The sequence below is a fragment of the Bacillus sp. WC2507 genome (assembly GCF_052656125.1).
This window is the reverse complement of record NZ_JBQXPN010000001.1, coordinates 1383956-1407918: the sequence shown is the minus strand read 5'-3', so window position 1 is coordinate 1407918 and position 23963 is coordinate 1383956. Positions and strand designations below refer to the sequence as shown.

The following is a 23963-nucleotide window of genomic DNA, read 5'->3' as shown; positions in this document are numbered from 1 at the left end:
CCTTAATACAAAAAGAAATGATCCTGACAAATAGGATCATTCCATTTTATCATATGCCTCAATAATACGCTGCACCAGTGGATGCCTCACAACGTCCGTTTGTTCTAATGTAATGAATGAAAGACCTGATACACCAGATAAAATGTTAGAAGCTAGAGAAAGCCCTGATTTTACCCCTTTTGGTAAGTCTACTTGTGAAGGGTCCCCGGTAATAACCATTTTAGAACTAAAACCCAATCTTGTTAAAAACATTTTTATTTGTGCACCCGTTGTATTTTGCGCTTCATCTAAAATAACAAATGAATCATCGAGCGTACGCCCCCTCATATAAGCAAGAGGCGCGATTTCAATTACACCTCGCTCCATCATACGCTGCGTATATTCTTGTCCAAGAATATCGTGCAACGCATCATACAATGGACGTAAATACGGATCTACCTTCTCTTTCAAATCCCCTGGTAAAAAACCTAAACTTTCTCCAGCTTCTACAGCCGGTCTCGTTAAAATGATTTTCTTTACATATCCTTGCTTTAAAGCTCTCACAGCCATTACTACAGCTAAGTATGTTTTCCCAGTCCCAGCAGGTCCTATTCCAAATACAATATCATTCTTCTTCATTGCATGAATATATCTTCTTTGTCCCATTGTTTTTACACGAATGGATTTACCTTTTGCAGTTTTAAAAATTTCTTCTTCATATAACTCTTCAAATTGAGCGATTTTCCCTTGTTGTGCGAGCTGAATTGCATACGCAACATCTCTTTCTGTAATTGATACACCTTTTCGAATAACAACAAGTAATTGCTGTAAGATTTTTTCTACGAGTGTCACAGTTTCAACTGCTCCAGATGCATGAACAGTTTCACCTCTAGTTACAATCGATACATTCAGTTCCCGTTCAATTACTTTCAAATGAGCATCATTGACTCCAAAAAGAGCGATTGCTTCGTTAGTATTTTCCAATTGTTGGTTCATTTCTACTAATTGTTCTGCCATTACTCAGTCTCCTTGAATATCGGATTCGGATATTAGTTGTGGCTCTGCAATATTTTCAACCACAGTATAATGCAATGTGACTTTTAGTTGATCCGCCTCAACCTCTTTACTCAAAATCTTATCACTTACAATCATAGCATGTTCATCCAATTTTTTCTTTAGTTCTTTTTCAGCCATTTCTTTTGCTACTTTCATTGCCTGTTTTTCTGTATATTCTCGATTTGCTTCTTCCTCTTCTCGCACTATATCTTTTTCATATGCGATCGGCAGTGTAAAACCAAATAATTTCACATCATGCTTTACACTTTCCGTACGAGAGCGTTTATACTTATCATGTTGAAATCCCCATATTTTTATTTTCGCACTCCCAAATGTAAGGTAATGCTCATTATACGCATTGCCCGTATATACTTGAAATTGCGTCTTCAGCGGCACATTCACCTTAGATGTGTACCACGTTTCTCCATATACAATGCCTTTCGCCGAAACGATTTTTGGACTCTCCTCATTACCATATATCCCTGATACGAGAAGCTGCCCTTTTTCTACATGGTCATTTTTCAACACGACTGGTTTTCCTACTTCAACAAATGTTTTTGTAACAATCGCTTCTTTTTTTGCCACTAAATTTTGCGGCCTTTGTTCCTTTTCTTTTTTTGGCTCATTTTTTTCAACAATTTTAAAATGGTACGTCGTTCCTCTTATTTCTAGTCCTGCCCAAGTAATCGCATTAATATTGTCTGTCAAATGACGTTGTACATCTTCTACACTCGGCATTTGGAATTGTAATTTCCCTTTTTTAATACCCATTTTGTCCAATTCTTTCATCAATATATATTCTGTTTCAGGCTTCGCTCCTGTAATTTCAATTTTCCAAACCATATTTGATAATGCAATCATGCCAAAAAAGAAAATTAAAAAACCAATTAAGAATCCACTATTTTTAATTAAACGCTTATTCAAAAAAGGAAAACCGTAACGCCCAATAAAATATAGTTTACATTCATTTTTTCTATAAATCGGCTTGATTTTTTTCACATCTCGTAATAACATACAAAAAACTAACGTTTCATCAGCAATCTTCTTAACGTCCCAAACTAATAATTTCCTACGCACACATTCGTTAACGAACCGTTCCGCTCCTCTACCTTCAATTCGTACCTTTACATATCCAAGCCACTTTATAAACCATTTATTTTTCATCTACTACCTTCACTACCTTTCCAAAAGTAGACACACTACTTTTCACTTTAATTAGCAAAATAGCTCGTACGAAAATGAAATAAAGAGTTTTATTGTCCATAAATAGCGGGATAAACTAAATAGTAGGGTCAAATCGTTAGAATAAAGAAGAAAAACTTCACATACGGAAGTTTCCCTCATTTCTCTTTCTGTTCGTTTTCCAAAAACGTCACTTGCTCAATTATTCCTTCAAGCAAAAGTTCTTCCGGAAGGATTGTTTTAATAATAAAGGATTGCCCTTTAATTAATAATTGACCATGCTTTAACAACAATCTTACTTCTTTATCTGAAAACACTAATAAACCCCGATGATTTTCTATATAGATATGCACTTGCCCAACAAGCGTGATCCGAGGTAGATCCATTAGCACATCCACTGGCAGGTCTATTTGCTTCGTTAACCAATTCTTCATTTGTTCTAATTTTTTCATCTCAAAAGACCCCCTCTCATCCCATATGTATGAAAAAAGAGCTTGTAATATCACGTCCAAACTGAAAAAAAGCATAAAAAAAACGTCTCATACGAAATGAGACGTTTTTTTACGCTAATAGCTGGATAACCAACTTATTCACAAGTGATCCGTCTGTTTTACCTTTTACTTTCGGCATAACAGCAGTCATCACCTTACCCATATCCGCTTTAGAAGTCGCACCAACTTCAGAAATAACTTGCTTAATTACATTCGCTAGTTCTTCTTCTGTTAATTGCTCCGGCAAATATGCGCTTAAAATCTGAATTTCACTTTGCAGTTTATTAACAAGGTCTTCACGACCAGCTTTTTTAAATTCAAGGAGGGAGTCCTTATACTGTTTTACTTCACGAGCTAAAACTGTTAATTCCTCTTCTTCAGTAAGAGTATGTTGCAGTTTAATACCTTCATTTTGTAAAGCAGCCTTAACCATACGAATAACGGTTAATTTTTCTTTTTGTTTATTCTTCATCGCTTGTTTCATATCATCGTTTAAACGACCGAGAAGACTCATCACTTACACCCTCTCTTAGAATTTACGCTTTCTTGCCGCTTCAGATTTCTTCTTACGTTTTACACTTGGTTTTTCATAAAACTCGCGCTTTCTTGCTTCAGCAAGTGTACCAGTTTTAGAAACCGATCTTTTAAAACGGCGAAGTGCATCCTCCAAAGACTCGTTTTTACGAACGACTGTTTTTGACATTCTCTTTCCCTCCCTCCGAAACATCACACTTACATACTAACTTCAGCATGCAAAAAGAAACACTTCTTCAGCATGTCTTTTAAGATTATAATACATTTTATCACTTCAGGTCAACTATTTGGCAGAATAAAAGAAGAATAGATGCTCTTCCTTTTTCAAAAACTATGCAGATAGCTGTTATCCTTTCCCCCTGAAGACAACTATATTTTTGTCATTACACCTTTTTTCATGCTGGAATGTACGACACAACTACTCATTTCGTACATTTTCATTACTTAACTTCTCCACTAAAAAAGAAAGCATGCAAATCGTTTCCATTTGCATGCTTTTTTATCCAGCTATTTGCCGGGCAGCCCGATTGGTGAGGGCTGCTAATCAGTGAAGGATGCCCCGCACTGATTAAAGTTTCACTTTATGCGCTTGCCGATTCTTTTTTCACATCATCTTCAAGAACACGAACAAATTGCGCTTCGTTATATGGATAACCAGCTTTCGTGATTTTCACTTTCACTAGTTTACCAATTAATTCTTCTGATCCTTCAAATACAATTTTTAAGTAGTTATCTGTATAACCTACATATAACCCTTCACGATCGCCCTCTTTAAATTGTTCTTCCGGAATGATTTCAAGCACTTCACCTTCAAACGCTGACGCATACTCTTTCGCTAATTGATTAGATAGTTCAATTAAACGATGAACACGGTCGTTCTTCACATCTTCAGGAACTTGATCTTCCATTCGCGCTGCAGGTGTTCCTGTACGTTTGGAGTAAGGGAACACGTGTAACTCAGAGAAACGATTCTCTTTAATGAAATTGTATGTTTCCATGAATTCTTCTTCCGTTTCACCTGGGAAACCAACAATTACATCCGATGTAATCGCAAGGCCTGGTAACGCTTCTTTCAAACGATCTAAACGTTCTTGGAAAAATTCCATCGTATACTTACGACGCATACGTTTTAATACAGTATTAGATCCAGATTGCAACGGAATGTGCAAGTGGCGGACAACTACTTCAGACTTATCTAACACTTCAATTACTTCATCTGAAATTTGACTCGCTTCAATAGAAGAAATACGAAGACGTTTTAATCCACCTACTTCTGCTTCCATATCACGAAGTAATCCAGCTAAGTTATAATCTTTAATATCTTCACCGTACCCACCTGTATGAATACCTGTTAATACGATTTCTTTATAGCCAGCATCTACTAATTGTTGTGCTTGTTTAATAACTTCTTTTCCATCACGAGAACGCATTAGGCCACGCGCCCACGGAATAATACAGAATGTACAGAAGTTATTGCAGCCTTCTTGTATTTTTAAAGATGCACGTGTACGATCCGTGAAATAAGGTACATCAAGTTCTTCATATACACGTGTTTTCATAATGTTGCGGACAGCATTAATTGGTTGACGCTCTTTGCGGAATTCTTCGATGTATCCTAACATCTTTTCACGATCCTGTGTACCAACTACAATATCTACACCTGGAATCGCCATAATTTCCGCTGGAGATGTTTGTGCATAACATCCCGTTACACAAATAACCGCATCCGGATTTTGACGAACAGCACGTCTAATAACTTGACGACTTTTCTTATCTCCCGTATTCGTTACTGTACATGTATTAATAACATATACATCAGATTTCTTTTCATATTCAGTTCTTTCATAACCACCTTGTTTAAACAATTGCCAAATGGCTTCTGTTTCATAGTGGTTTACTTTACAACCTAACGTATGGAACGCAACAGTTGACATTGATCATCACCCCATCAATTCAAAATGATACGAAGCAGCACTTAACGCGTATAACGGCGCCGTTTCTGTTCTTAAAATTCTTGGTCCTAAACTACATGGTACAAATTTATGTTCACGAAGCGCTGTAATCTCTTCCTCAGCTAAACCGCCTTCTGGGCCAAATACAATCAATAGCTTTTGACCTGGTTTCATCGTTGTTAAAGCTTTCGCAAAATTAGATTTCTCGCCTTGTTTCGCTTCCTCTTCGTAAGCAACAAGACAAACATCATACTCACCACTCATTGAAAGCAATTGTTTAAACGATGCCGGAGCATGCACTTCTGGAACTTCACTTCTATGTGATTGTTCCGCAGCTTCTTTCACAATTTTTCTTAAACGCTCAACTTTTTTATCAGCTTTTTTCGCATCCCATTTTACGATAGAGCGGGATGCTTGAAATGGTAAAAATGCAGCTGCCCCAAGCTCTGTTCCTTTTTGGAAAATTAACTCTAGCTTGTCTCCTTTTGGCAGTCCACTTGCAATCGTCACGAAAACAGGAAGTTCACTTGACGCCTCTACCCATTCTACAATAGCCGTATTAATAAATTCACTGGTAATTTCATCAATTGAACATACTGCTGTTTTTCCGTTTACACAGCAATAAATGTGATCTCCAGCTGACATACGCATCACTCTTGCGATATGATGTACGTCATCACCTACAATGCGAATACTTGTCTCATTTACATATTTCTCTTCTACAAAATAACGTTGCATATAATCACCTTAGTAGAGTTTCGTTCCTTTCGTAAGTCAATACTTACGAAAGGAACGAAACGTTATCATTTTTCATATAACAAACGGCAAGTCCCTCACCTTATAGTGAGAGACTCCCCCTTTTCATTATAGACTAAAATCTATATTACGCATTTCGTGCAATAATTGCTACCCAATCTTCCATTCGTAACACTTCTTCAATTGTAAATCCAGCTTTTTCTAGCGCCTCCGAAATTACCTTTTCCTTCGCAGCAATAATGCCCGATGTAATAAATAATCCGCCTGACTTCACAACTCTCGCTGCATCCTCAGGGAATAAAAGAATAATTTCTGCTAATAAGTTAGCTACGATTAAATCAACAGGACCTTCAATACCTTCTAAAAGACTATTTTGCCCAACAGACACGATATCATCTGTTTTATTTAAACGTACGTTCATTTCTGCACTTTCAACTGCAACTGGATCTAAATCATACGCCTGAACAGAAGACGCACCTAATTTTGCCGCTGCAATACTAAGTACACCAGAACCTGTTCCTACATCAATGATAGTGTCACCTGGCTTAACTGTTTTTTCTAAAGCACGAATACACATCGTTGTTGTCGGATGAGTTCCTGTCCCAAACGCCATACCTGGATCTAATTCAATAATTTTTTCTTCCGGAGAAGCTGGTGTATACTCTTCCCACGTCGGCACAATTGTGAATGTATCAGAAATTTGTACTGGATGGTAATATTTTTTCCAAGCAGTAGCCCAATCTTCTTCATTGACTTCGTTAACGGTAATATTTCCAGTACCAATTTCAATGTCGTAAGATGGAAGCATATCAATAGATGATTTTACACCTGCAATCGTTTCATGTAAAGAATCCGTTTGCGGGAAGTATGCTTTTATTAATACACCTTCTGCCGGATACTCATCTGGGTTCAATGCATAAATTTCACCGTATTGTTGCTCGCGCTCTTTCGTCAACTCTGCTGGATCCTCAATCGCAACTCCACTAGCACCAGCTTCATGTAAAATATGAGAGACAGCTTCTACTGCTTCTTCTGTTGTATGAATACTAATTTCTGACCATTTCACAATTTACCAACTCCATTTTTTATTTCCATTATTCCCCTTTGAAAGCACGTTTAAGCTTTCCAAATAAACTATCATCCTGCTCTTCTTGTCCCGCAAATTCACGTAATAAATCTTTTTGATGTGAAGTTAATTTCGTCGGTACAACAACACGAACAACTACATATTGATCTCCTTGACCGTATCCACGTACGTTCGGCGCACCTTTTCCTTTTAAGCGGAATTCTGTTCCTGTTTGTGTTCCTGCTGGAATTTTCAGCTTCACTTTCCCATGAACAGTAGGAACTTCCACTTCAGCACCAAGTGCCATTTGCGCAAATGTTAATGGCATTTCGCAAATAATGTGATCTCCTTCACGCTCAAAGAATTCATGATTTCTTACATGAACAACAACATATAAATCTCCTGCCGGTCCGCCATTTACGCCCGCTTCACCTTTTCCAGATACACGAATTTGTTGACCATTATCGATACCTGCTGGAATTTTAACATTGATTTTTTTACGTTTACGTACTTTACCAGAACCGTGACATGTCGTACATTTTTCTTTAATCATTTGACCAGTTCCTGAACAATGACCACAAGCTTGACGGTTTACAATACGACCAAACGGTGTATTTTGTTCTACACTTACTTGACCTGATCCTGAACAATGTTTACATGTTTCTTTTGAAGTTCCTGGTTTTGCTCCGCTACCTTTACAAGTATCACATGGATCTTCTACTGGAATCTCAACATTTAACTCTTTACCAAAAATAGCTTCTTCAAACTCTAAAGTAACTTGGTATTGTAAGTCAGCACCTTGACGCGGAGCATTTGGATCACGACGTCTGCCGCCACCACCGCCAAAGAATGAACTAAAGATATCTTCGAAACCGAAGCCACCGCCGAAGTCTCCTCCGCCGCCAAAGCCACCGAAACCTTGATTTGCACCAGCATGACCAAATTGATCGTATTGCGCGCGCTTTTGATCATCACTTAATACTTCGTATGCTTCTTGTACTTCTTTAAACTTTTCAATTGCATTTTCTTCTTTACTTACGTCTGGATGGTATTTTTTAGCCAAACGACGATACGCTTTTTTTATTTCATCTTTAGAAGCACCTTTGCTAAGGCCAAGGACCTCATAATAATCTCGTTTACTCATAAATTTACAACCCCCGAATCTTTCACATAAACGTAATTTTAACACCGAAAGAAAGTGCTTTGCAACAAAGTTTCCTCACTTACAGTATGCAAAGTAAAAAACTTAAGAACCTCACACATTTCTTCTCATTCATGAAAAAAGCCAAAGCCAAGGCACGCTTGACTTTGACTTTTTGTCATCTTACTTATTTATATTACTTATCTTCTTTTACTTCTTCAAACTCAGCGTCTACTACATTGTCTTTCTTCGCGCCAGCATCTTGTGCGCCTTGTGCACCTTCTGCTTGCCCTGCAGCTGCTTGAGCTTGCTCGTATAATTTAACTGTTAATTGTTGTACGATTTCTTGTAAAGCGTCTTTTTTCGCACGGATTTCCTCAAGCTCGTTCTTCTCAATCGCAGCTTGTAATGCTTCCTTCGCTTCTGTTGCTTTTGCAACTTCAGCCGCATCCACTTTACCTTCTAAATCTTTTACAACTTTATCCGTTTGGAATACAAGTTGGTCAGCTTCGTTACGAAGTTCAACTTCTTCCTTACGTTTTTGGTCAGCGTCAGCATTTGCTTCTGCTTCTTGTACCATACGATCTACTTCTTCATCAGAAAGACCTGAAGAAGATTGGATTGTAATAGCTTGCTCTTTGCTTGTTCCTAAGTCTTTTGCACGTACGTTAACGATACCGTTCGCATCAATATCGAATGTTACTTCGATTTGTGGAATACCACGTGGTGCTGGTGGAAGGTCTGTTAATTGGAAACGACCTAACGTTTTGTTGTCAGCTGACATTGGACGCTCACCTTGTAATACGTGAATGTCTACTGCCGGTTGGTTATCAGCAGCTGTTGAGAATACTTGTGACTTACTTGTTGGAATTGTAGTGTTACGCTCGATTAATTTCGTGAACACACCACCCATAGTTTCAATACCTAAAGAAAGTGGAGTTACGTCTAATAATAGTACGCCTTCTACATCACCAGTAAGTACGCCACCTTGAACTGCAGCACCTAATGCTACAACTTCATCAGGGTTTACACCTTTATATGGTTCTTTACCAGTTTCACGTTTAATAGCTTCTTGTACAGCTGGGATACGAGTAGATCCACCAACAAGGATAACTTTATCTAATTCGCTTGGAGCAAAACCAGCGTCTTTTAATGCACGACGAGTTGGCTCTAACGTTCTTTCAACAAGACCTGCTGAAAGTTCTTCGAATTTCGCTCTTGTTAACGTTAATTCTAAGTGTAATGGACCAGCAGCTCCAGCACTAATGAATGGTAATGAAATTTGTGTTTGTGTTACGCCAGAAAGATCTTTTTTCGCTTTTTCAGCTGCATCTTTCAAACGTTGAAGTGCCATTTTATCTTGGCTTAAATCAATGTTATTTTCTTTTTTGAACTCAGCTACTAAGTGGTCAATAATAACTTGGTCAAAGTCATCTCCACCAAGACGGTTGTCACCAGCAGTTGAAATAACTTCGAATGTGCCGTCTGCTAACTCAAGGATAGATACGTCAAATGTACCGCCACCTAAGTCATATACTAAGATTTTTTGCTCTTCATCTTGTTTTTCTAAACCATAAGCAAGCGCCGCTGCTGTTGGCTCGTTAATGATACGCTCAACTTCTAAACCAGCGATACGACCAGCATCTTTTGTCGCTTGACGTTCTGCATCGTTGAAGTATGCAGGTACTGTAATAACAGCTTTCGTTACTGTTTCACCTAAGTATGCTTCTGCAGAAGCTTTTAAGTTTTGTAAAATGATTGCAGAAATTTCTTGAGGTGTATAATCTTTACCTTCAACTTCTACTTTGTAGTCTGTACCCATATGACGTTTAACAGACATGATTGTATTTGGGTTTGTAATTGCTTGACGCTTTGCAACTTCCCCAACTTGACGCTCTTCATTTTTGAAAGCTACAACAGAAGGTGTTGTACGGTTTCCTTCTGGATTTGGGATAACCTTTGGTTCTCCACCTTCCATAACAGCTACACAAGAGTTTGTTGTACCTAAGTCAATACCGATAATTTTACTCATGGCGAATCCTCCTACTTTTATGTAAATTATTGATTTACTTTTACCATTGATGGGCGAATCACACGGTCTTTTAGTTTATAACCTTTTTGGAATTCTTCAACTACCGCGTTTGATTCAAATTCACTATCTTCCACTTGCATAATAGCTTGGTGTTCATTAGGATCAAACTGTTTACCAACAGCTTCAATCACTTCAACACCTTCTTTATTCAACGCTTCTAGCAATTGACGATGCACCATTTCCATACCTTGTAACAAGGATTTCGTTTGCTCATCAGTTGCTTCCACTTGCATCGCTCTTTCAAAATTATCAAGAGCTGGCAAAATATCTGAAACTAGACTTTGTGCTCTATATTTTTCAGCAGCCTGTTTATCCATTTGGACACGGCGCTTATAATTTTCAAAATCAGCTTGTAGACGTAATGTGCGACCTTCCGTTTCCGTTAGTTTCGCTTGTAACTCATCTACTTTTTTTTGTAAAAGAGCAGCCTCACTTTTTTCTTCTACAGTTTCTTCACTGTTTTCTGTCGTGACAGCTTCTTCAGCTTGCGCTTCTTTTACTTCTTCTACCACTTGTTCGTTACGCTCTTCCACAATATTCACCTCCTTAAAAGGTATTAGGTATCATGCTGAACACAATTACCTAAGCATTATATATTACACACAGCAATGAAAATTTCATTACTTGAGCGAATGTATTACTCTCATTTACTTTTTAAGTCCATCAGTAAATTGTCTCGTAAATAACTGTAACAAACTAATTACACGAGAGTATTGCATTCTTGTCGGACCTAAAATAGCAATTGTTCCAAGCTGTTCTTCTCCAATCGAATATGTTGCAGAAATTAAACTACAATCTTCCATGGCCGTCGCAGAGTTTTCCCTACCAATTTTCACTTGAATACCTACTTGTTTATGACGCAAAATGTCATAAAACTCGGCTTCATTATCAATCATGGTAAGTAAAGATCTTACTTTGTGAATGTCATGGAACTCTGGCTGCGAAAGCATATTTGCTTTTCCTCCAAAGTATATCTTTTCCGATAAAGGAACTTGAAATGTACCATCTAACATTTTTATTGCACTATCGTAATTATGAACATACCCACGTAAAACTGTAACAATCTCTTTAAAGATTTTGTTATGCAATTCTGCCATTGGTACACCCGATAGTTTTTCATTTAAAATATTAACCATTTTTTCTAAATCTGATAAATCAACAGATTCCGGAACGGTAATCGTTTTGCTTTGTACATGCCCTGTATCCGTTACAATAATAGCGACTGCAGTTTGACGATCAAGCGGTACAATTTGTACGTTTTTAAGTTTATTTGTGCTTAACTTCGGTCCAAGAACAATGGCTGTATAATTCGTAAGCTCTGATAAAATTTGAGCCGATTGCTGTGCAATCTTTTCCGCTTCAAAAATTCTTTCAGCAAATAAATCTTTAATTTGTACAATTTCATCGGTCGGTAAGTTTTGCGGCGCTAAAAGATGGTCTACATAAAATCGGTATCCTTTCTCAGAAGGAACACGTCCAGAAGAACTATGCGTTTTTTCAATAAATCCTAGTTCTTCTAAATCAGCCATTTCATTTCGGATAGTAGCTGAACTAAATGTAATTTCATCTTTCTTAGCCAACGTCCTCGACCCAACAGGTTGCGCTGATCCAATAAAGTCATCAATAATTGTTTGTAAAATTAAGAGCTGACGTTCCGTAAGCATCTCATCATCACCTCTGTTAGCACTCTTTGTCTTTGAGTGCTAAATCTATTAATAACTTACCAAAATTGACATTCAATTGTCAACGGAAACGTCACGAAATAATGAAACTTTTTCACGTTTATGGAACATTTAATTAGTCAATCAAAAATGATTGGAATACTTCATTCCCTAATAATTTTCCTTTTCGCGTTAAACGAACATATCCGTCGCTCTCTTCAAGCAATCCTTGTTCTTGGTTGCTTTGTAACTGCTTCGCGAAAACTTGATCCATTTCCACATTAAATTTATTGCGAAACGCCATTTTTGACACACCTTTTGTTTTTCGAAGCCCTAAGAACAACTCTTCTTCCATTTTTTCTTTCTCCGTCACCGCGTGAACATCTAAATACGGAAATCCAGTTTCATCGATTTTATTGAAATATTGCTTGAGCGGTCCTACATTTTGGATACGTTCTCCATTTACATAACTATGCGCTCCAGCTCCAAATCCATAATACTCTTCATTATTCCAGTATGTGAGATTATGTCTACTTTCATTATCACCTTTTGAGAAATTGCTAATTTCATACTGGGTATAGCCATGTTTCTCCATTTCATCCATTACCATTTCATACATTTTCGCTTCATGATCTTCACCTGGAAGTCTTAATTTCCCTTTATTCATTAAGTTATAAAACACAGTTTTCGGTTCCACAATTAATGAATATGCCGAGAAATGTTGCACACCAAGCGTAAAGGCAATATCTAATGTTTCTTTTACATCTTCTATCGTCTGCCCTGGCAGAGCATAAATAATATCTACATTTATATTTTTAAAGCCCACTTCCTGTGCTTCTCTAATTGCTACAAATGCATCTTCCCTCGTATGCTTACGTCCAATTTTCTCAAGCAACTCATCTCGAAATGTTTGCACACCAAAACTAATTCGGTTCACTCCACCTTCTAGCAATACATTTAACTTCTCTTTCGGTAAATCACCCGGATTCGCTTCAAATGTTAATTCACACTTCGGGGCAAACGGACGTAAACGACGGTTTATAATATCTAATAATTTCTTTGTCTGCTCCATATTTAACGCTGTCGGAGTTCCCCCGCCAACAAAAATCGTTTTCATACTATCAAACGGTACCTTTTGGACTGTATTTATTATTTCTTTCTCTAAATAATCTAAATATTGATCGACCGGCTGGCGTTCAATAAACACTTTATTAAAATCACAATAGTGACAAATATGCTGACAAAACGGAATATGAATATATGCAGCTTGCACCAAATATAACTCCTACCTTTCTAAAAAGAAAACCTCCGCGCTCGGGAGGCTTCTTTACTTCTCTAACGTATTACGAATTTGTTCCATTCGCATTTTTCCCCAATCATACATCATTTCAACGATTGGTAAAAGCGACATGCCTAATTCCGTCATATAATACTCCACTCGCGGAGGAATTTCTGGGTATACTGTTCGTTCCACAATCCCATCTTCCATTAACTCTTTTAATTGGTTCGACAAAACTTTATGAGAAATGCTTGGGAATAGTCGCTGTAATTCACTAAAACGATGAGGCCCTTCCACACCAAGATGCCACAATATTACAACTTTCCACTTCCCACTAATAATAGAAAGCGTCAATTCCTTTTCACAATTAAAATTGCCATTTTGTATTTTCTCTTGAATATCTTTTCGAATATTTTCGGACATTAACAGACTCCTAACTCTATATGAACTAAAAAGCTCTCTCACTATTGTAAATGAGAGATGCTAAGATGTCTAAAAAGTAATGATATAGAAAAAAGAAGCCGCATAAACGACTTCTTTTTATTCCAATTATTAGTTGTCATCCATTTTCAGTACAGCCATGAATGCTTCTTGCGGTACTTCTACAGAACCAACAGACTTCATACGTTTTTTACCTTCTTTTTGCTTATCAAGAAGTTTACGCTTACGAGAAATGTCACCACCGTAACATTTAGCAAGTACGTTTTTACGCATCGCCTTAATTGTAGAACGTGCTACAACCTTGTTTCCGATAGTCGCCTGAATTGGTACTTCGAACTGTTGCCTTGGAATTAATTCTTTTAATTTCTCTACGATTACTTTACCACGGTCATACGCTGAATCACGATGCACGATAAATGATAAAGCATCTACTTGTTCATTATTTAAAAGAATATCCATTTTCACAAGTTTAGACGGTTTATAACCAATTAACTCGTAGTCAAATGATGCATATCCTTTCGTATTTGATTTCAATTGATCAAAGAAATCATATACGATTTCTGATAACGGAATTTCGTATGTTAGTGTAACACGTGTTTCATCTAAATATTGCATATCAATAAACGTTCCACGTTTACCTTGGCAAATTTCCATTACTGCTCCAACATAGTCATTCGGAACCATAATTGACGCCTTCACAAAAGGCTCTTCTACACGGTCGATAGACTGTGGATCTGGCATATTAGATGGATTATCAACAATAACATCTTCACCGTTTGTTAAATAAACTTTATAAATAACGCTTGGCGCTGTTGTAATTAAGTCAATCTTGAATTCACGTTCAATACGTTCTTGAATAATTTCCATGTGAAGTAGTCCTAAGAAACCACAACGGAAACCAAAACCTAAAGCTTGAGATGTTTCAGGCTCAAATTCAAGAGCAGAATCATTCAATTCTAATTTTTCTAACGCATCACGCAAGTCGTTATAACGGGCAGAATCGATTGGATATAAACCACAGAATACCATTGGGTTTAACTTACGATACCCTGCTAACGCCTCTGCAGCCGGACGTTTTGCATGTGTAATCGTATCACCTACACGTGTATCACCTACGTTTTTAATAGATGCCGCTAAGAAACCTACATCACCTACTGTTAACTCGTCACGTTGCGTTGTTTTCGGTGTAAACACACCTACTTCTGTTACTTCAAATTCTTTTCCAGTTGCCATCATACGTACTTTATCGCCAACTTTTACCGTTCCATTTACAACACGGATATATGCAATTACACCGCGGTACGGATCATATAAAGAATCGAAAATCATACATTGTAAAGGCTCTTCTGAATCACCTGTTGGAGCCGGTACCTTTTCAACGATTTGTTCTAAAATATCTTCAATACCAATACCAGCTTTCGCTGAAGCAAGTACAGCTTCCGATGCATCTAAACCAATTACATCTTCTACCTCTTGACGTACACGTTCTGGGTCCGCACTTGGTAAGTCGATCTTATTAATAACTGGTAATATTTCTAAATTATTATCAAGCGCTAAATATACGTTCGCTAATGTTTGCGCCTCAATCCCTTGCGCTGCATCCACAACAAGAATTGCACCTTCACAAGCCGCTAAACTACGAGATACTTCGTACGTAAAGTCGACATGTCCCGGAGTATCGATTAAGTGAAGAATATACTCTTCACCGTCTTTCGCTTTATACATTAGTTGTACTGCATTTAATTTAATTGTAATACCGCGCTCACGCTCTAAATCCATAGAGTCAAGCAATTGAGCTTTCATTTCACGTTGTGTTAACGCGTTTGTTTTCTCTAAAATACGGTCTGCTAACGTTGATTTTCCGTGGTCAATATGAGCAATGATAGAGAAATTACGGATTTTGGACTGTCTTTTTGCTCTTTCTTCTTTGTTCATCTATGTTCTCAACTCCTAATAGTCTCGCCAATATACACTAGCACTGATTATATCAATAGAGCAGCAAAGATTCAATGAAAACTCGTGCCGCTTACAATACAAATCATTCTATCTATATCTTATGCGAACAAACCATAAGAGACAAACCTTTTTCAAATTTAAAAACGGCTGTCGTACAAAATGGTAAGACAACCGTTCTTCCTGCTACCCTTAACTAAAAATCTCTTTCACTTTCCCAACAACTATATCCGTTCCAAACTTTGTTACTTCGTAAGTAGCACTTGCTATTGCCATACCAATTCCTTCTACAACATTAAAACTTTTTAAGCTTTCTAATTGTTTTTGTTTTTCAGTAACGGAAAACGAACTTCCCAAAATTTCTGATTCAGCACCCGCACCCTCTGTTCCTGTCATATGAGCTATTTGTTCATACGACATTTGCTGATAACCTTTCATACTTTTCAAACCATGATTAGCAAGTGCCACCCCCGCTATGATCATAAGTAAACATAAGGCCGCACTACATATACATAAAAGCGAAAAGCGGCTTAAATGATTATCGTCTCTTCCCATCAATGTGTATATGCTCCTGTATTATCTTGGTCAATTTGATGATGTAAGGCTGCATTTAAACCACTCGCTATTACATTTGCCATATCCTCTATGAAAGCATCCACTTCTTTCGGAGTCACCATTAAATTATGGCCAAGAGGAGATAACACTTCATAAATTAATTTTCTCTTTTCTTCATCTTCCAGTGTACCTACAGCACCTAAAAACATATTCCGGCTCTTTTCATCCGGCATATCTTCTTCTGTTAATTTTTTCTTTTCTCCAAATGTAAAACCAGCTGGCAACAAAGAACGTGAAGGTTTGTTTCCTTCTTTCATCTCCCGTCCAAAATGTTTCAAAATAAAATCAATTGTATCACTTGTAATCGAAACGGCATCAACCACAGTCGGAACACCAATCGCGATAACAGGAATACCCAATGTCTCTTTACTGAGTTCCTTACGTTTATTCCCAACACCCGATCCAGGATGAATTCCCGTATCAGAAATTTGTATCGTACTATTTACTCGTTCAATAGAACGGGCAGCTAATGCATCAATTGCAATGACAAAGTCTGGCTTTGTCTTCTCAATGATTCCATAAATGACATCACTCGTTTCAATTCCTGTAATTCCCATTACCCCCGGTCGAATTGCACTAACAGGCCTAAACCCTTCTTCTACACTTTCAGGCTGCAATTGAAACAAATGTCTCGTTACCAATACATTTTCTACAACGATTGGTCCAAGCGCATCTGGCGTTACATTCCAATTCCCAAGACCAACAATTAAACAACTCGCTTCTTTCGTAACGCCAACCTCTTCTAAGAAATAAGAAAATTCTTTTGCAAAAACACGCTCTACTTTTTGTTGCAGTTCCGTATCTTGTTGACGTATACCTTGTACTTCAAGTGTTAAATAATTTCCAGGTTTTTTACCCATCGATTCAGAGGCAACTTCATCAATCGTTACTTTCGTAATAGTAATACCTTCTTCTTCCCTCTCTTTTACAATAACTCCTTGTATCCCTTTTTGCTCTTCCTGGCGCTCTTGCAGCATTTGATGTGCCTCTACAGCAAGGTCAGTTCTAACACTATATTTACTTAAATCTAATGGTTCTTTCATCGTATCTCCTCCGTAATTCATAGTAAATATCGTTAGATTTCCCAAAGTTATATTAGGTCATTCTTTCCTTTACGTGAAATTTCATTGATATACTATTGCAATTCTCTTCACCGTTTGATAAAATATCACTTGTTCTATGTAAGAATCGAGTCATTCGATTGCACCAGGGAGGTGAAAAGTATGGCAAACATCAAATCTGCTATCAAACGCGCTAAACTTAGCGAAGAGCGTCGTTCACATAACGCTTCTATCAAGTCTGACATGCGTTCTGCTGTTAAAACTGTAGAAGCTTTAGTTACTAATAACGATCTTGAAAATGCTAAAGAAGCTTTCAAAACTGCTTCTAAAAAACTTGACAAAGCAGCTCGTAAAGGTCTTATCCACCAAAACGCTGCAGCTCGTCAAAAATCTCGCTTAGCGAAACAAGTAAACGCGTAAGGCGTTTAAAAAACGATCCATTTGGGTCGTTTTTTTATATACAAAAAAAAGTTCACGTACTTAGTACGTGAACTTTTTTGTATCACTACATATGATTTAATCGCATTAAGAAAAACTCGAGTACAAGCTTCTTATCCATCTTTCCCGTTTTCATACTATAATCAGCTTCTGCTAATTCTATAATGACTTTTTTTAATTCTTCAAAAGAGAAAAACTTCGTTTGATTCATCGCCAACTTTACACGATACGGATGCACACCAATATGAGACGCTATTTGATTTTGCCCATAACCACGTTGTTGTAACTCTTTCACTTGATGCAGCAAGCGGAATTGACTCACTAATAACGCAAGCAGTTTAATTGGTTCTTCCTGCTGCGTAAATAATCCATCCAAAATTTGCATCGCACCCGCAATATCTTTTTTTACCACTTTTTCTGTTAAAGCAAACACATTTTGTTCAACCGATTTTGGCACAAGCTCTGCAACAAGTTTCGGGGTAATCTCTCCGCCCATACCGACGTATAACGTTAACTTGTCCATTTCCTTCGCCAACATCGTTACATTACTTCCCACAAGTTCTAACAACAAACTAACAGCCGCATTATCAATATGTACATGCACTTCATCTGCACGAGCAACAATCCACTTCTGAACATCCTGCACTTGCATCGCATTCGCTTCTACTACGTCCGCTGTTTTCTTTAATAGTTTTGTAATTTTTTTTCGTTCATCAAGTTTTTCGTAAGGCGCAACAAAAACAAGAATAGAAAATGGCGAAGGCTCCCCAATATATTCTTCTAAAATTTTCATATTTTGCTCTAATTTTTCTTTTTGTGAAGTTAAAAATAGTGGTGATTTTATTAATAGCACTTTACGTTCTCCGAAAAAAGGAAGTGTACGTGCGTCCTCAACCACATCTTCTAAATACGCTTCTTCTAAATCATATGTCACAACATTAAACTCGCGATCTTCCTCTTCAAGCGCTTCTGTTGTAATAAGCTTTATCGTTTCATTTATAAAAAACTCTTCCGTTCCATACAGTAAATATAACGGAGCAAACTGCTTCTTTTTAATCTTTTTATGTATATCACTCATACTTTTTCCTACTCCCTAACTTGGCAATATATATTTATACTAATGCCCTAGCTTTTGTTTTACAAGTACAAAGGAACAGGCTGTATAACCCGTCCCTTTATTTATATTAAACGCCACGCAATAAGCCCCGGGTTTCTTATTGGTGTGCGGTAATCACCTTCCCTTTATTATTCACAATAAAAATTCGAGTATAAGTGCCAACTGTTAACATGCTTGGAAACAAAAAACTCACGTTACTTCCTGATCTAAAAGTAGTAAAAACACTCGATTTCTCTTCATATGGAAATTGTAGATTTTTTTCTGACAATATTTTATACTAAAGTGGAATGTTGGGGAGGGATTCTAAATGAATGATTTTGAACAAAACGTTCAAAGTAAACGCAATGACGCTATTGATTCAGGGGTAGGATTTATCGTCTCATTTGGTTTTTTCGCAACACTTTTCATCATTGCAACTGTTATTAAATTTATTGGTTCTTAAAGACTGCTGCTTACTGGCAGTCTTCTTTTTTATCTATTATGTGTTTCATCATATGTGATTTTGCTACGAAAGGTTCCGTGTTCCCCTTTAAAAACATAGGAAATAGCACCTTGCTTATCCGTACGCCATATTTCAATCCCCATCCTCTCAAAACGCTCTATAACTTCCTTATGAGGGTGCCCATACCTATTACGCTCACCAGCAGAAATAATCGCTATATTAGGCTGTACAGCGCTCAAAAAAGGCACTATAGATGACGTGTTACTCCCATGATGAGCAACCTTTAAAACATCCGCCCGCAACTCTGGATACATAGCTACTAAAAATTTCTCTCCTTCTTCTTCTAAATCACCTGTAAACAGCCACGTTAACCCTCCTAATTTTGCCCATAGTACAATTGAAGCATTATTTTCACTTCTTTCCTTTCCTGTTGGAGCTAGTACGAAAAATTCCGCTTCATTTACGCTCCAACTCTCTCCTTCTCCCACTTCTCTTATTTTCACTCCCTTTTCTAACGCCTGTTTCTTTACCAATTTTTCTAATACCGCATCTTGTTCCTTTCGGCCAAATACAACTTCTTTCACGGTCATATTTGATAATAACTCTTGCGCAGCACCTATATGATCCGCATCTCCATGCGTTACGATTAATTTATCTATTGTTTTAATTCCTTCCTTTTGTAAATAAGGGATTAAAACATCCTGTCCAACAGAAAATTCATGCTTTTTCCGTTGCCATTCTTCCTTATTTACACGAATTGTTCCACCAGTATCAATGAGGTAAATTTCTTTATCGTACGGGAGGCGAATTAAAATTGCGTCTCCCTGTCCAACATCAAGAAATGTAACACTACCGCTTTCCCGAAAATACGGATATACATAATGACATGTACAAACAAAAAGAAATATACCCGAAGCTATGAACATAATCCCCTTCGACATCCGCCTTTCCCAAACCATTACTATACTAACAATACTCACGCAATATAGAGCTACCAGAAGTATAGACGTTTGCCCGAAAATAAGGCGGGTAAATGGTAAACTTTCACAATAATTTAGAAAAGCATTAGAAAGATTCAAACCTACTGATAGTACATTCGCAAGTCCTTTTGCAAGAAACGGAACAATCGGTATACATACCAAAATAATAATACTACACGGCAATACAATGAGAGATAAAAACGGAACGTATAGGAAATTCAGAAAAATACTATATGGAGAAAAGTAACCGAAGTGATATAACAAAATTGGAGTACTAACGAGCTGCGAAATAAGAGAAATATAAATAGAATTTCTGATTACTCCATTACTACTCTCTAGTAAAAGTGGGGCAGATAAGAGTAAAGCAAAACTACCAACGAAAGAAAACTGAAAGCCGATATTAAAAATAAGATATGGATCAAATATAAGCATACATATAGCTGTTACACTTAAAGCGTCTAAGCTAGATAAACGAATAGAACACATGAAAGCAACTAACATCAAAACTCCTGTTATAGAAGCTCTTATAACAGACGGTGATGCTCCTGCTAAAATCATATATAGAGGAATACAGAAGATAAGACATACTGTTGCTACCTCCCTCGTCACACCACTTCTTAGCAAAATAAAATACACGATCACCATTAACAATACGATATGCGATCCTGAAATCGCCAACAAATGCACAAGACCAAATTGTTGATATTGCTCTTCAACTTCAAATATCATTTGCTGTCTATCACCAAATACTAATGCATTCATAAAAGCACCTGATTGCTCTGGAAACATTTCTGTAACTCCCGAGATTGCTTGCTGTCTCAAAAGAAGAATCCATTGCACGAGTGACAATGATGTTTTCTGGCATTCAGAAATATATGTAGTATCAAATGTGAAATGAATATTTTGCCTATACAAATAATCCCGGTAATTAAAACCATGAAAATTACGGGCTATTTGCGGTTCTTTTCTCTCACCTTCGAATATACATGATACTCCTGCATGTAATTGTCGCAGTTGTTTCTTTTCCACGGCTGATTTAATTTTGTAACTTAACTGCACTATATTTTTATTCTGATCTTCAACTTGAAATGATAGGTGATCGCCGTTAATAAGAGGGGTATTTCGTATCAATCCTCTTGTAACTTCATAGAAGTCTCCTAGAGGATTATTTTGCCCTTGAACATACGTAGTGTACATAACGCCGCTAAAACACGCTATCATACAAAAAAAGAAGGTTTTACGCGAAGTACGATACAAACAAAAGAAAACATATAGAACGAGACCACAAGCCAGCAATAAAACCGAAGAGGAGAAGGCGATTGCAATCCCTACTATAAATGAGATTGCAACATAGCCCCATTGTCCTTGCAACTCATACCCACTCCTTATAGCATCATTTTTGCTTTCGTGAATAAGTGCTGTAATTCTTCCATTGATAAGTTCTCTTTTTCTAAAGATGCAAATAGTTCTTTTAACTCCATATGACGCTTTTGATCCTCTAATGCTGCAATATTATATTCTAGCGGAACGTGTTTCACTGTTACATTCGCTTTTTCAAATAACTCTACGGCATATGGATGATTTTTATAATCCTGCGCATAATAAACCGCTGTAATGCCACTTTGAATAATTGCCTTACAACATTGTAAACAAGGGAAATGCGTAACATAAATTTCTGCTTCCTCCGTTTTCACACCAAACTTTGCACATTGTAATAAAGCATTCATTTCAGCGTGAATTGTACGAACACAATGATTATCAATGACGTAGCATCCGTCATCTATACAATGTACGCCACCTTTAATTGAACCATTATATCCACCAGCAATAATTCGTTTATCACGAACGATCGTCGCTCCTACTGCAAGCCTTGTACATGTACTACGTAAAGATAGCAAATGGCTTTGCGTCATAAAATATTGATCCCATGAAATTCGTTCCATATTTTTCACCTACTTTTTTGTCTACTTGTAGTGTAGCGAATGAAGAAAAACTTCGTCAATCTTTTATGGAATAATAATTTGATCTTTTATTTTTTCCAGAGACTTCACACCAATCCCATCAATCTCTAACAAATCTTCTATTTTCTGAAACGGTCCATGTTCCTCTCGATATTTCAAAATACTTTCTGCTTTCCGAGAACCAATGCCTGTAATTTTTTCAAGTTGTTCTTTAGAAGCTGCATTTATTTGAACTTTCCCCTCCCCCTTTGAAATAGCAGCTACTTCTTGCACTTGTTCGTTTTTATTCGGTACATAAAGGATCATTTGGTCTTGTACTATTTGCGCTAAATTTACCTTCTTCCTATCTGCCTCGGGCAAAAATCCACCTGCCTTTTCAATGGCATCCTTGACCCGGTCCCCTTCTTTCATTTCATACACCCCCTCTTTAACAACAGCCCCTTTCATATCAATTACAATTATTTTTTTCTGCTGCTTTGTATCCGATATTTTCGGTTTACTTTTTTTCTCTATCTCTTTCGCTTGAACATCCGTTGCAATGAAGGACTGCTCTGTATGCTGGTTCGTTTTCCAGAAAAGAAGAAAAAGTACAGTTCCAATAATAGCTACTAACCCTAACCATTTCTTTGGAAAATCCCACATCATTTTTCACCTCTAATCATAAATTTATAACATCATTCATATTGTTTAGGAGAAAGCTGTTACGAAGGAGGGATGAAACATTGAACATAGGAATTATAGGGACAGGGAACATGGGGAATATACTAATCGACGCATTTTTAGAAACCCGTGCTGTCAAACCTTCGTGCCTTACAATCATTAATCGAACGCCCGCCAAAGCATATCATATAAAGGAAAAATACCCTTCTGTTCATATAGCCAAAACTATCGATGAGGTAATCGAACGATCACATCTTATTTTTATTTGCGTAAAGCCAATAGATATATACCCGATCCTACAAAAATACGCTGAACATTTTTCTGATGAAAAGTGCTTAGTTTCTATCACAAGTCCAATATCTCCATCACAATTAGAGACACTTGTACCTTGCCACGTCGCACGTATCATTCCGAGCATTACAAACCGCGCCCTGTCTGGCGCATCACTATTTACATTTGGAAGTAAATGCTCCGAAGAGTGGCAACAAAAACTATTTCGCCTATTCAAAAACATTTCCACTCCCCTTGTAATAGAAGAAGATATAACGCGCGTTTCATCTGATATAGCAAGCTGTGGCCCTGCATTCTTTAGTTATTTATTACAATGTTTCATTAACGCTGCTGTAGATAAAACAAATATTACACATGAAGAAGCCACTACTTTAGTAAGTGAAATGGTCGTTGGAATGGGGAAACTACTTGAAAAAGGGATTTTCACATTGCCTACTTTACAAGAAAAAGTATGTGTTAAGGGCGGCGTTACAGGAGAAGGCATTCTTGTTTTAGAAGAACATGTTGGGGATATGTTTCATAAATTAATTGAGCGGACACACGAGAAATTTGATGAAGATTTAAAATGCGTTGATCAGCAATTCAATAAACACACATAATAAATACGTCATCGTCATTCCAAATCCTTTTTATAAATACTTACTTTTTTTCATTGCATTTTCACTTAAACTAGCATTTTCACACTTCACGTATATCATCTTCTTATTATTCTAGAACTAAAATTACAGCTTCTTTACAAAACAAAAGCAACCTTCTCGGTTGCTTTTGTTTTATCCCGCTATTTGCTGGACAGTAAGACCCCACCTCAAAACTCA

At 37.2% G+C, this 23963-nt stretch carries 24 protein-coding genes; 3 read left to right on the top strand and 21 right to left on the bottom strand.

From position 1 onward, the window contains the following. Positions 1–36: 36 nt before the first annotated feature. The 17 genes from ACUN28_RS07535 to gpr all read right to left on the bottom strand — a co-directional run bounded on the left by ACUN28_RS07535 (position 37) and on the right by gpr (position 17241). Positions 37–996 carry a PhoH family protein gene (locus tag ACUN28_RS07535; RefSeq protein ID WP_016086243.1) on the bottom strand — a complete coding sequence of 320 codons (960 nt, stop codon included), beginning with the start codon at positions 994–996 and terminating at the stop codon, positions 37–39. A gap of 3 nt (positions 997–999) precedes the next feature. Then, positions 1000–2199 carry a sporulation protein YqfD gene (gene yqfD / locus ACUN28_RS07530; RefSeq protein ID WP_016086242.1) on the bottom strand — a complete coding sequence of 400 codons (1200 nt, stop codon included), beginning with the start codon at positions 2197–2199 and terminating at the stop codon, positions 1000–1002. A 176-nt stretch (positions 2200–2375) separates the two neighbouring features. After that, positions 2376–2669 carry a sporulation protein YqfC gene (gene yqfC, locus ACUN28_RS07525; RefSeq protein WP_016086241.1) on the bottom strand — a complete coding sequence of 98 codons (294 nt, stop codon included), beginning with the start codon at positions 2667–2669 and terminating at the stop codon, positions 2376–2378. Positions 2670–2778: 109 nt separating this feature from the next. After that, a complete protein-coding gene (locus ACUN28_RS07520) occupies positions 2779–3222 on the bottom strand; it encodes a GatB/YqeY domain-containing protein (protein ID WP_000054579.1) in 444 nt (147 codons plus the stop codon). Between the two features lie 15 nt (positions 3223–3237). Next, on the bottom strand, positions 3238–3411 hold the full coding sequence (gene rpsU / locus ACUN28_RS07515; protein ID WP_000048061.1) for a 30S ribosomal protein S21: 174 nt from the start codon (positions 3409–3411) through the stop codon (positions 3238–3240). A gap of 412 nt (positions 3412–3823) precedes the next feature. Then, positions 3824–5176: a tRNA (N(6)-L-threonylcarbamoyladenosine(37)-C(2))-methylthiotransferase MtaB gene (gene mtaB / locus ACUN28_RS07510; RefSeq protein WP_016086240.1), complete on the bottom strand. Its 1353-nt coding sequence runs from the start codon at positions 5174–5176 to the stop codon at positions 3824–3826. A gap of 6 nt (positions 5177–5182) precedes the next feature. Then, complete coding sequence (locus ACUN28_RS07505; RefSeq protein WP_016086239.1) at positions 5183–5932, bottom strand: 16S rRNA (uracil(1498)-N(3))-methyltransferase; 750 nt, start codon at positions 5930–5932, stop codon at positions 5183–5185. 145 nt (positions 5933–6077) lie between these two features. Further along, positions 6078–7016: a 50S ribosomal protein L11 methyltransferase gene (prmA, locus tag ACUN28_RS07500; RefSeq protein WP_016086238.1), complete on the bottom strand. Its 939-nt coding sequence runs from the start codon at positions 7014–7016 to the stop codon at positions 6078–6080. A 28-nt stretch (positions 7017–7044) separates the two neighbouring features. Continuing rightward, on the bottom strand, positions 7045–8160 hold the full coding sequence (gene dnaJ / locus ACUN28_RS07495) for a chaperone protein DnaJ (RefSeq protein ID WP_016086237.1): 1116 nt from the start codon (positions 8158–8160) through the stop codon (positions 7045–7047). A 193-nt stretch (positions 8161–8353) separates the two neighbouring features. Then, entirely contained in the window at positions 8354–10189 is a 1836-nt protein-coding gene (gene dnaK / locus ACUN28_RS07490; RefSeq protein WP_016086236.1) for a chaperone protein DnaK, read from the bottom strand. 26 nt (positions 10190–10215) lie between these two features. Next, positions 10216–10782, bottom strand: a complete 567-nt coding sequence (gene grpE, locus ACUN28_RS07485) for a nucleotide exchange factor GrpE (protein WP_016086235.1) — start codon at positions 10780–10782, stop codon at positions 10216–10218. A gap of 114 nt (positions 10783–10896) precedes the next feature. Then, on the bottom strand, positions 10897–11913 hold the full coding sequence (gene hrcA / locus ACUN28_RS07480) for a heat-inducible transcriptional repressor HrcA (protein ID WP_016086234.1): 1017 nt from the start codon (positions 11911–11913) through the stop codon (positions 10897–10899). Positions 11914–12046: 133 nt separating this feature from the next. Beyond that, positions 12047–13186: a radical SAM family heme chaperone HemW gene (gene hemW, locus ACUN28_RS07475; protein ID WP_033659774.1), complete on the bottom strand. Its 1140-nt coding sequence runs from the start codon at positions 13184–13186 to the stop codon at positions 12047–12049. 51 nt (positions 13187–13237) lie between these two features. Beyond that, positions 13238–13612 (bottom strand): winged helix-turn-helix transcriptional regulator, encoded by a 375-nt coding sequence (locus tag ACUN28_RS07470; protein WP_016086232.1) that lies wholly within the window; start codon positions 13610–13612, stop codon positions 13238–13240. A 129-nt stretch (positions 13613–13741) separates the two neighbouring features. Beyond that, entirely contained in the window at positions 13742–15565 is a 1824-nt protein-coding gene (gene lepA, locus ACUN28_RS07465) for an elongation factor 4 (protein ID WP_016086231.1), read from the bottom strand. A 210-nt stretch (positions 15566–15775) separates the two neighbouring features. After that, complete coding sequence (locus ACUN28_RS07460) at positions 15776–16141, bottom strand: YqxA family protein (protein ID WP_016086230.1); 366 nt, start codon at positions 16139–16141, stop codon at positions 15776–15778. Beyond that, positions 16138–17241: a GPR endopeptidase gene (gene gpr / locus ACUN28_RS07455; protein ID WP_016086229.1), complete on the bottom strand. Its 1104-nt coding sequence runs from the start codon at positions 17239–17241 to the stop codon at positions 16138–16140. Before gpr ends, ACUN28_RS07460 begins: the two co-directional genes overlap by 4 nt. Before the next feature lie 180 nt (positions 17242–17421). On the opposite strand from gpr, the gene rpsT reads away from it, so the two are divergent. Beyond that, the gene (rpsT, locus tag ACUN28_RS07450) at positions 17422–17679 is read left to right on the top strand and encodes a 30S ribosomal protein S20 (RefSeq protein WP_001274014.1); all 258 of its coding nucleotides are present in this window, start codon (positions 17422–17424) and stop codon (positions 17677–17679) included. 85 nt (positions 17680–17764) lie between these two features. Here the strand turns inward: rpsT and holA are convergent, their stop codons facing one another. Next, complete coding sequence (gene holA, locus ACUN28_RS07445; RefSeq protein ID WP_016086228.1) at positions 17765–18775, bottom strand: DNA polymerase III subunit delta; 1011 nt, start codon at positions 18773–18775, stop codon at positions 17765–17767. 346 nt (positions 18776–19121) lie between these two features. Between holA and ACUN28_RS07440 the strand changes: the two genes are divergently transcribed. Continuing rightward, entirely contained in the window at positions 19122–19256 is a 135-nt protein-coding gene (locus tag ACUN28_RS07440; RefSeq protein WP_000997609.1) for a YqzM family protein, read from the top strand. A 29-nt stretch (positions 19257–19285) separates the two neighbouring features. On the opposite strand, the gene ACUN28_RS07435 is transcribed toward ACUN28_RS07440, so the two are convergent. The 3 genes from ACUN28_RS07435 to ACUN28_RS07425 form a co-directional block, all read right to left on the bottom strand. After that, positions 19286–21607 carry a DNA internalization-related competence protein ComEC/Rec2 gene (locus ACUN28_RS07435; RefSeq protein ID WP_016086227.1) on the bottom strand — a complete coding sequence of 774 codons (2322 nt, stop codon included), beginning with the start codon at positions 21605–21607 and terminating at the stop codon, positions 19286–19288. 14 nt (positions 21608–21621) lie between these two features. Then, positions 21622–22179, bottom strand: a complete 558-nt coding sequence (locus ACUN28_RS07430) for a ComE operon protein 2 (protein WP_016086226.1) — start codon at positions 22177–22179, stop codon at positions 21622–21624. Between the two features lie 63 nt (positions 22180–22242). After that, complete coding sequence (locus tag ACUN28_RS07425; protein WP_016086225.1) at positions 22243–22842, bottom strand: helix-hairpin-helix domain-containing protein; 600 nt, start codon at positions 22840–22842, stop codon at positions 22243–22245. 77 nt (positions 22843–22919) lie between these two features. Here ACUN28_RS07425 and comER point away from each other — a divergent pair, with 77 nt between their 5' ends. Further along, a complete protein-coding gene (comER, locus tag ACUN28_RS07420; RefSeq protein ID WP_016086224.1) occupies positions 22920–23747 on the top strand; it encodes a late competence protein ComER in 828 nt (275 codons plus the stop codon). The last annotated feature ends 216 nt before the right edge of the window (positions 23748–23963 follow it).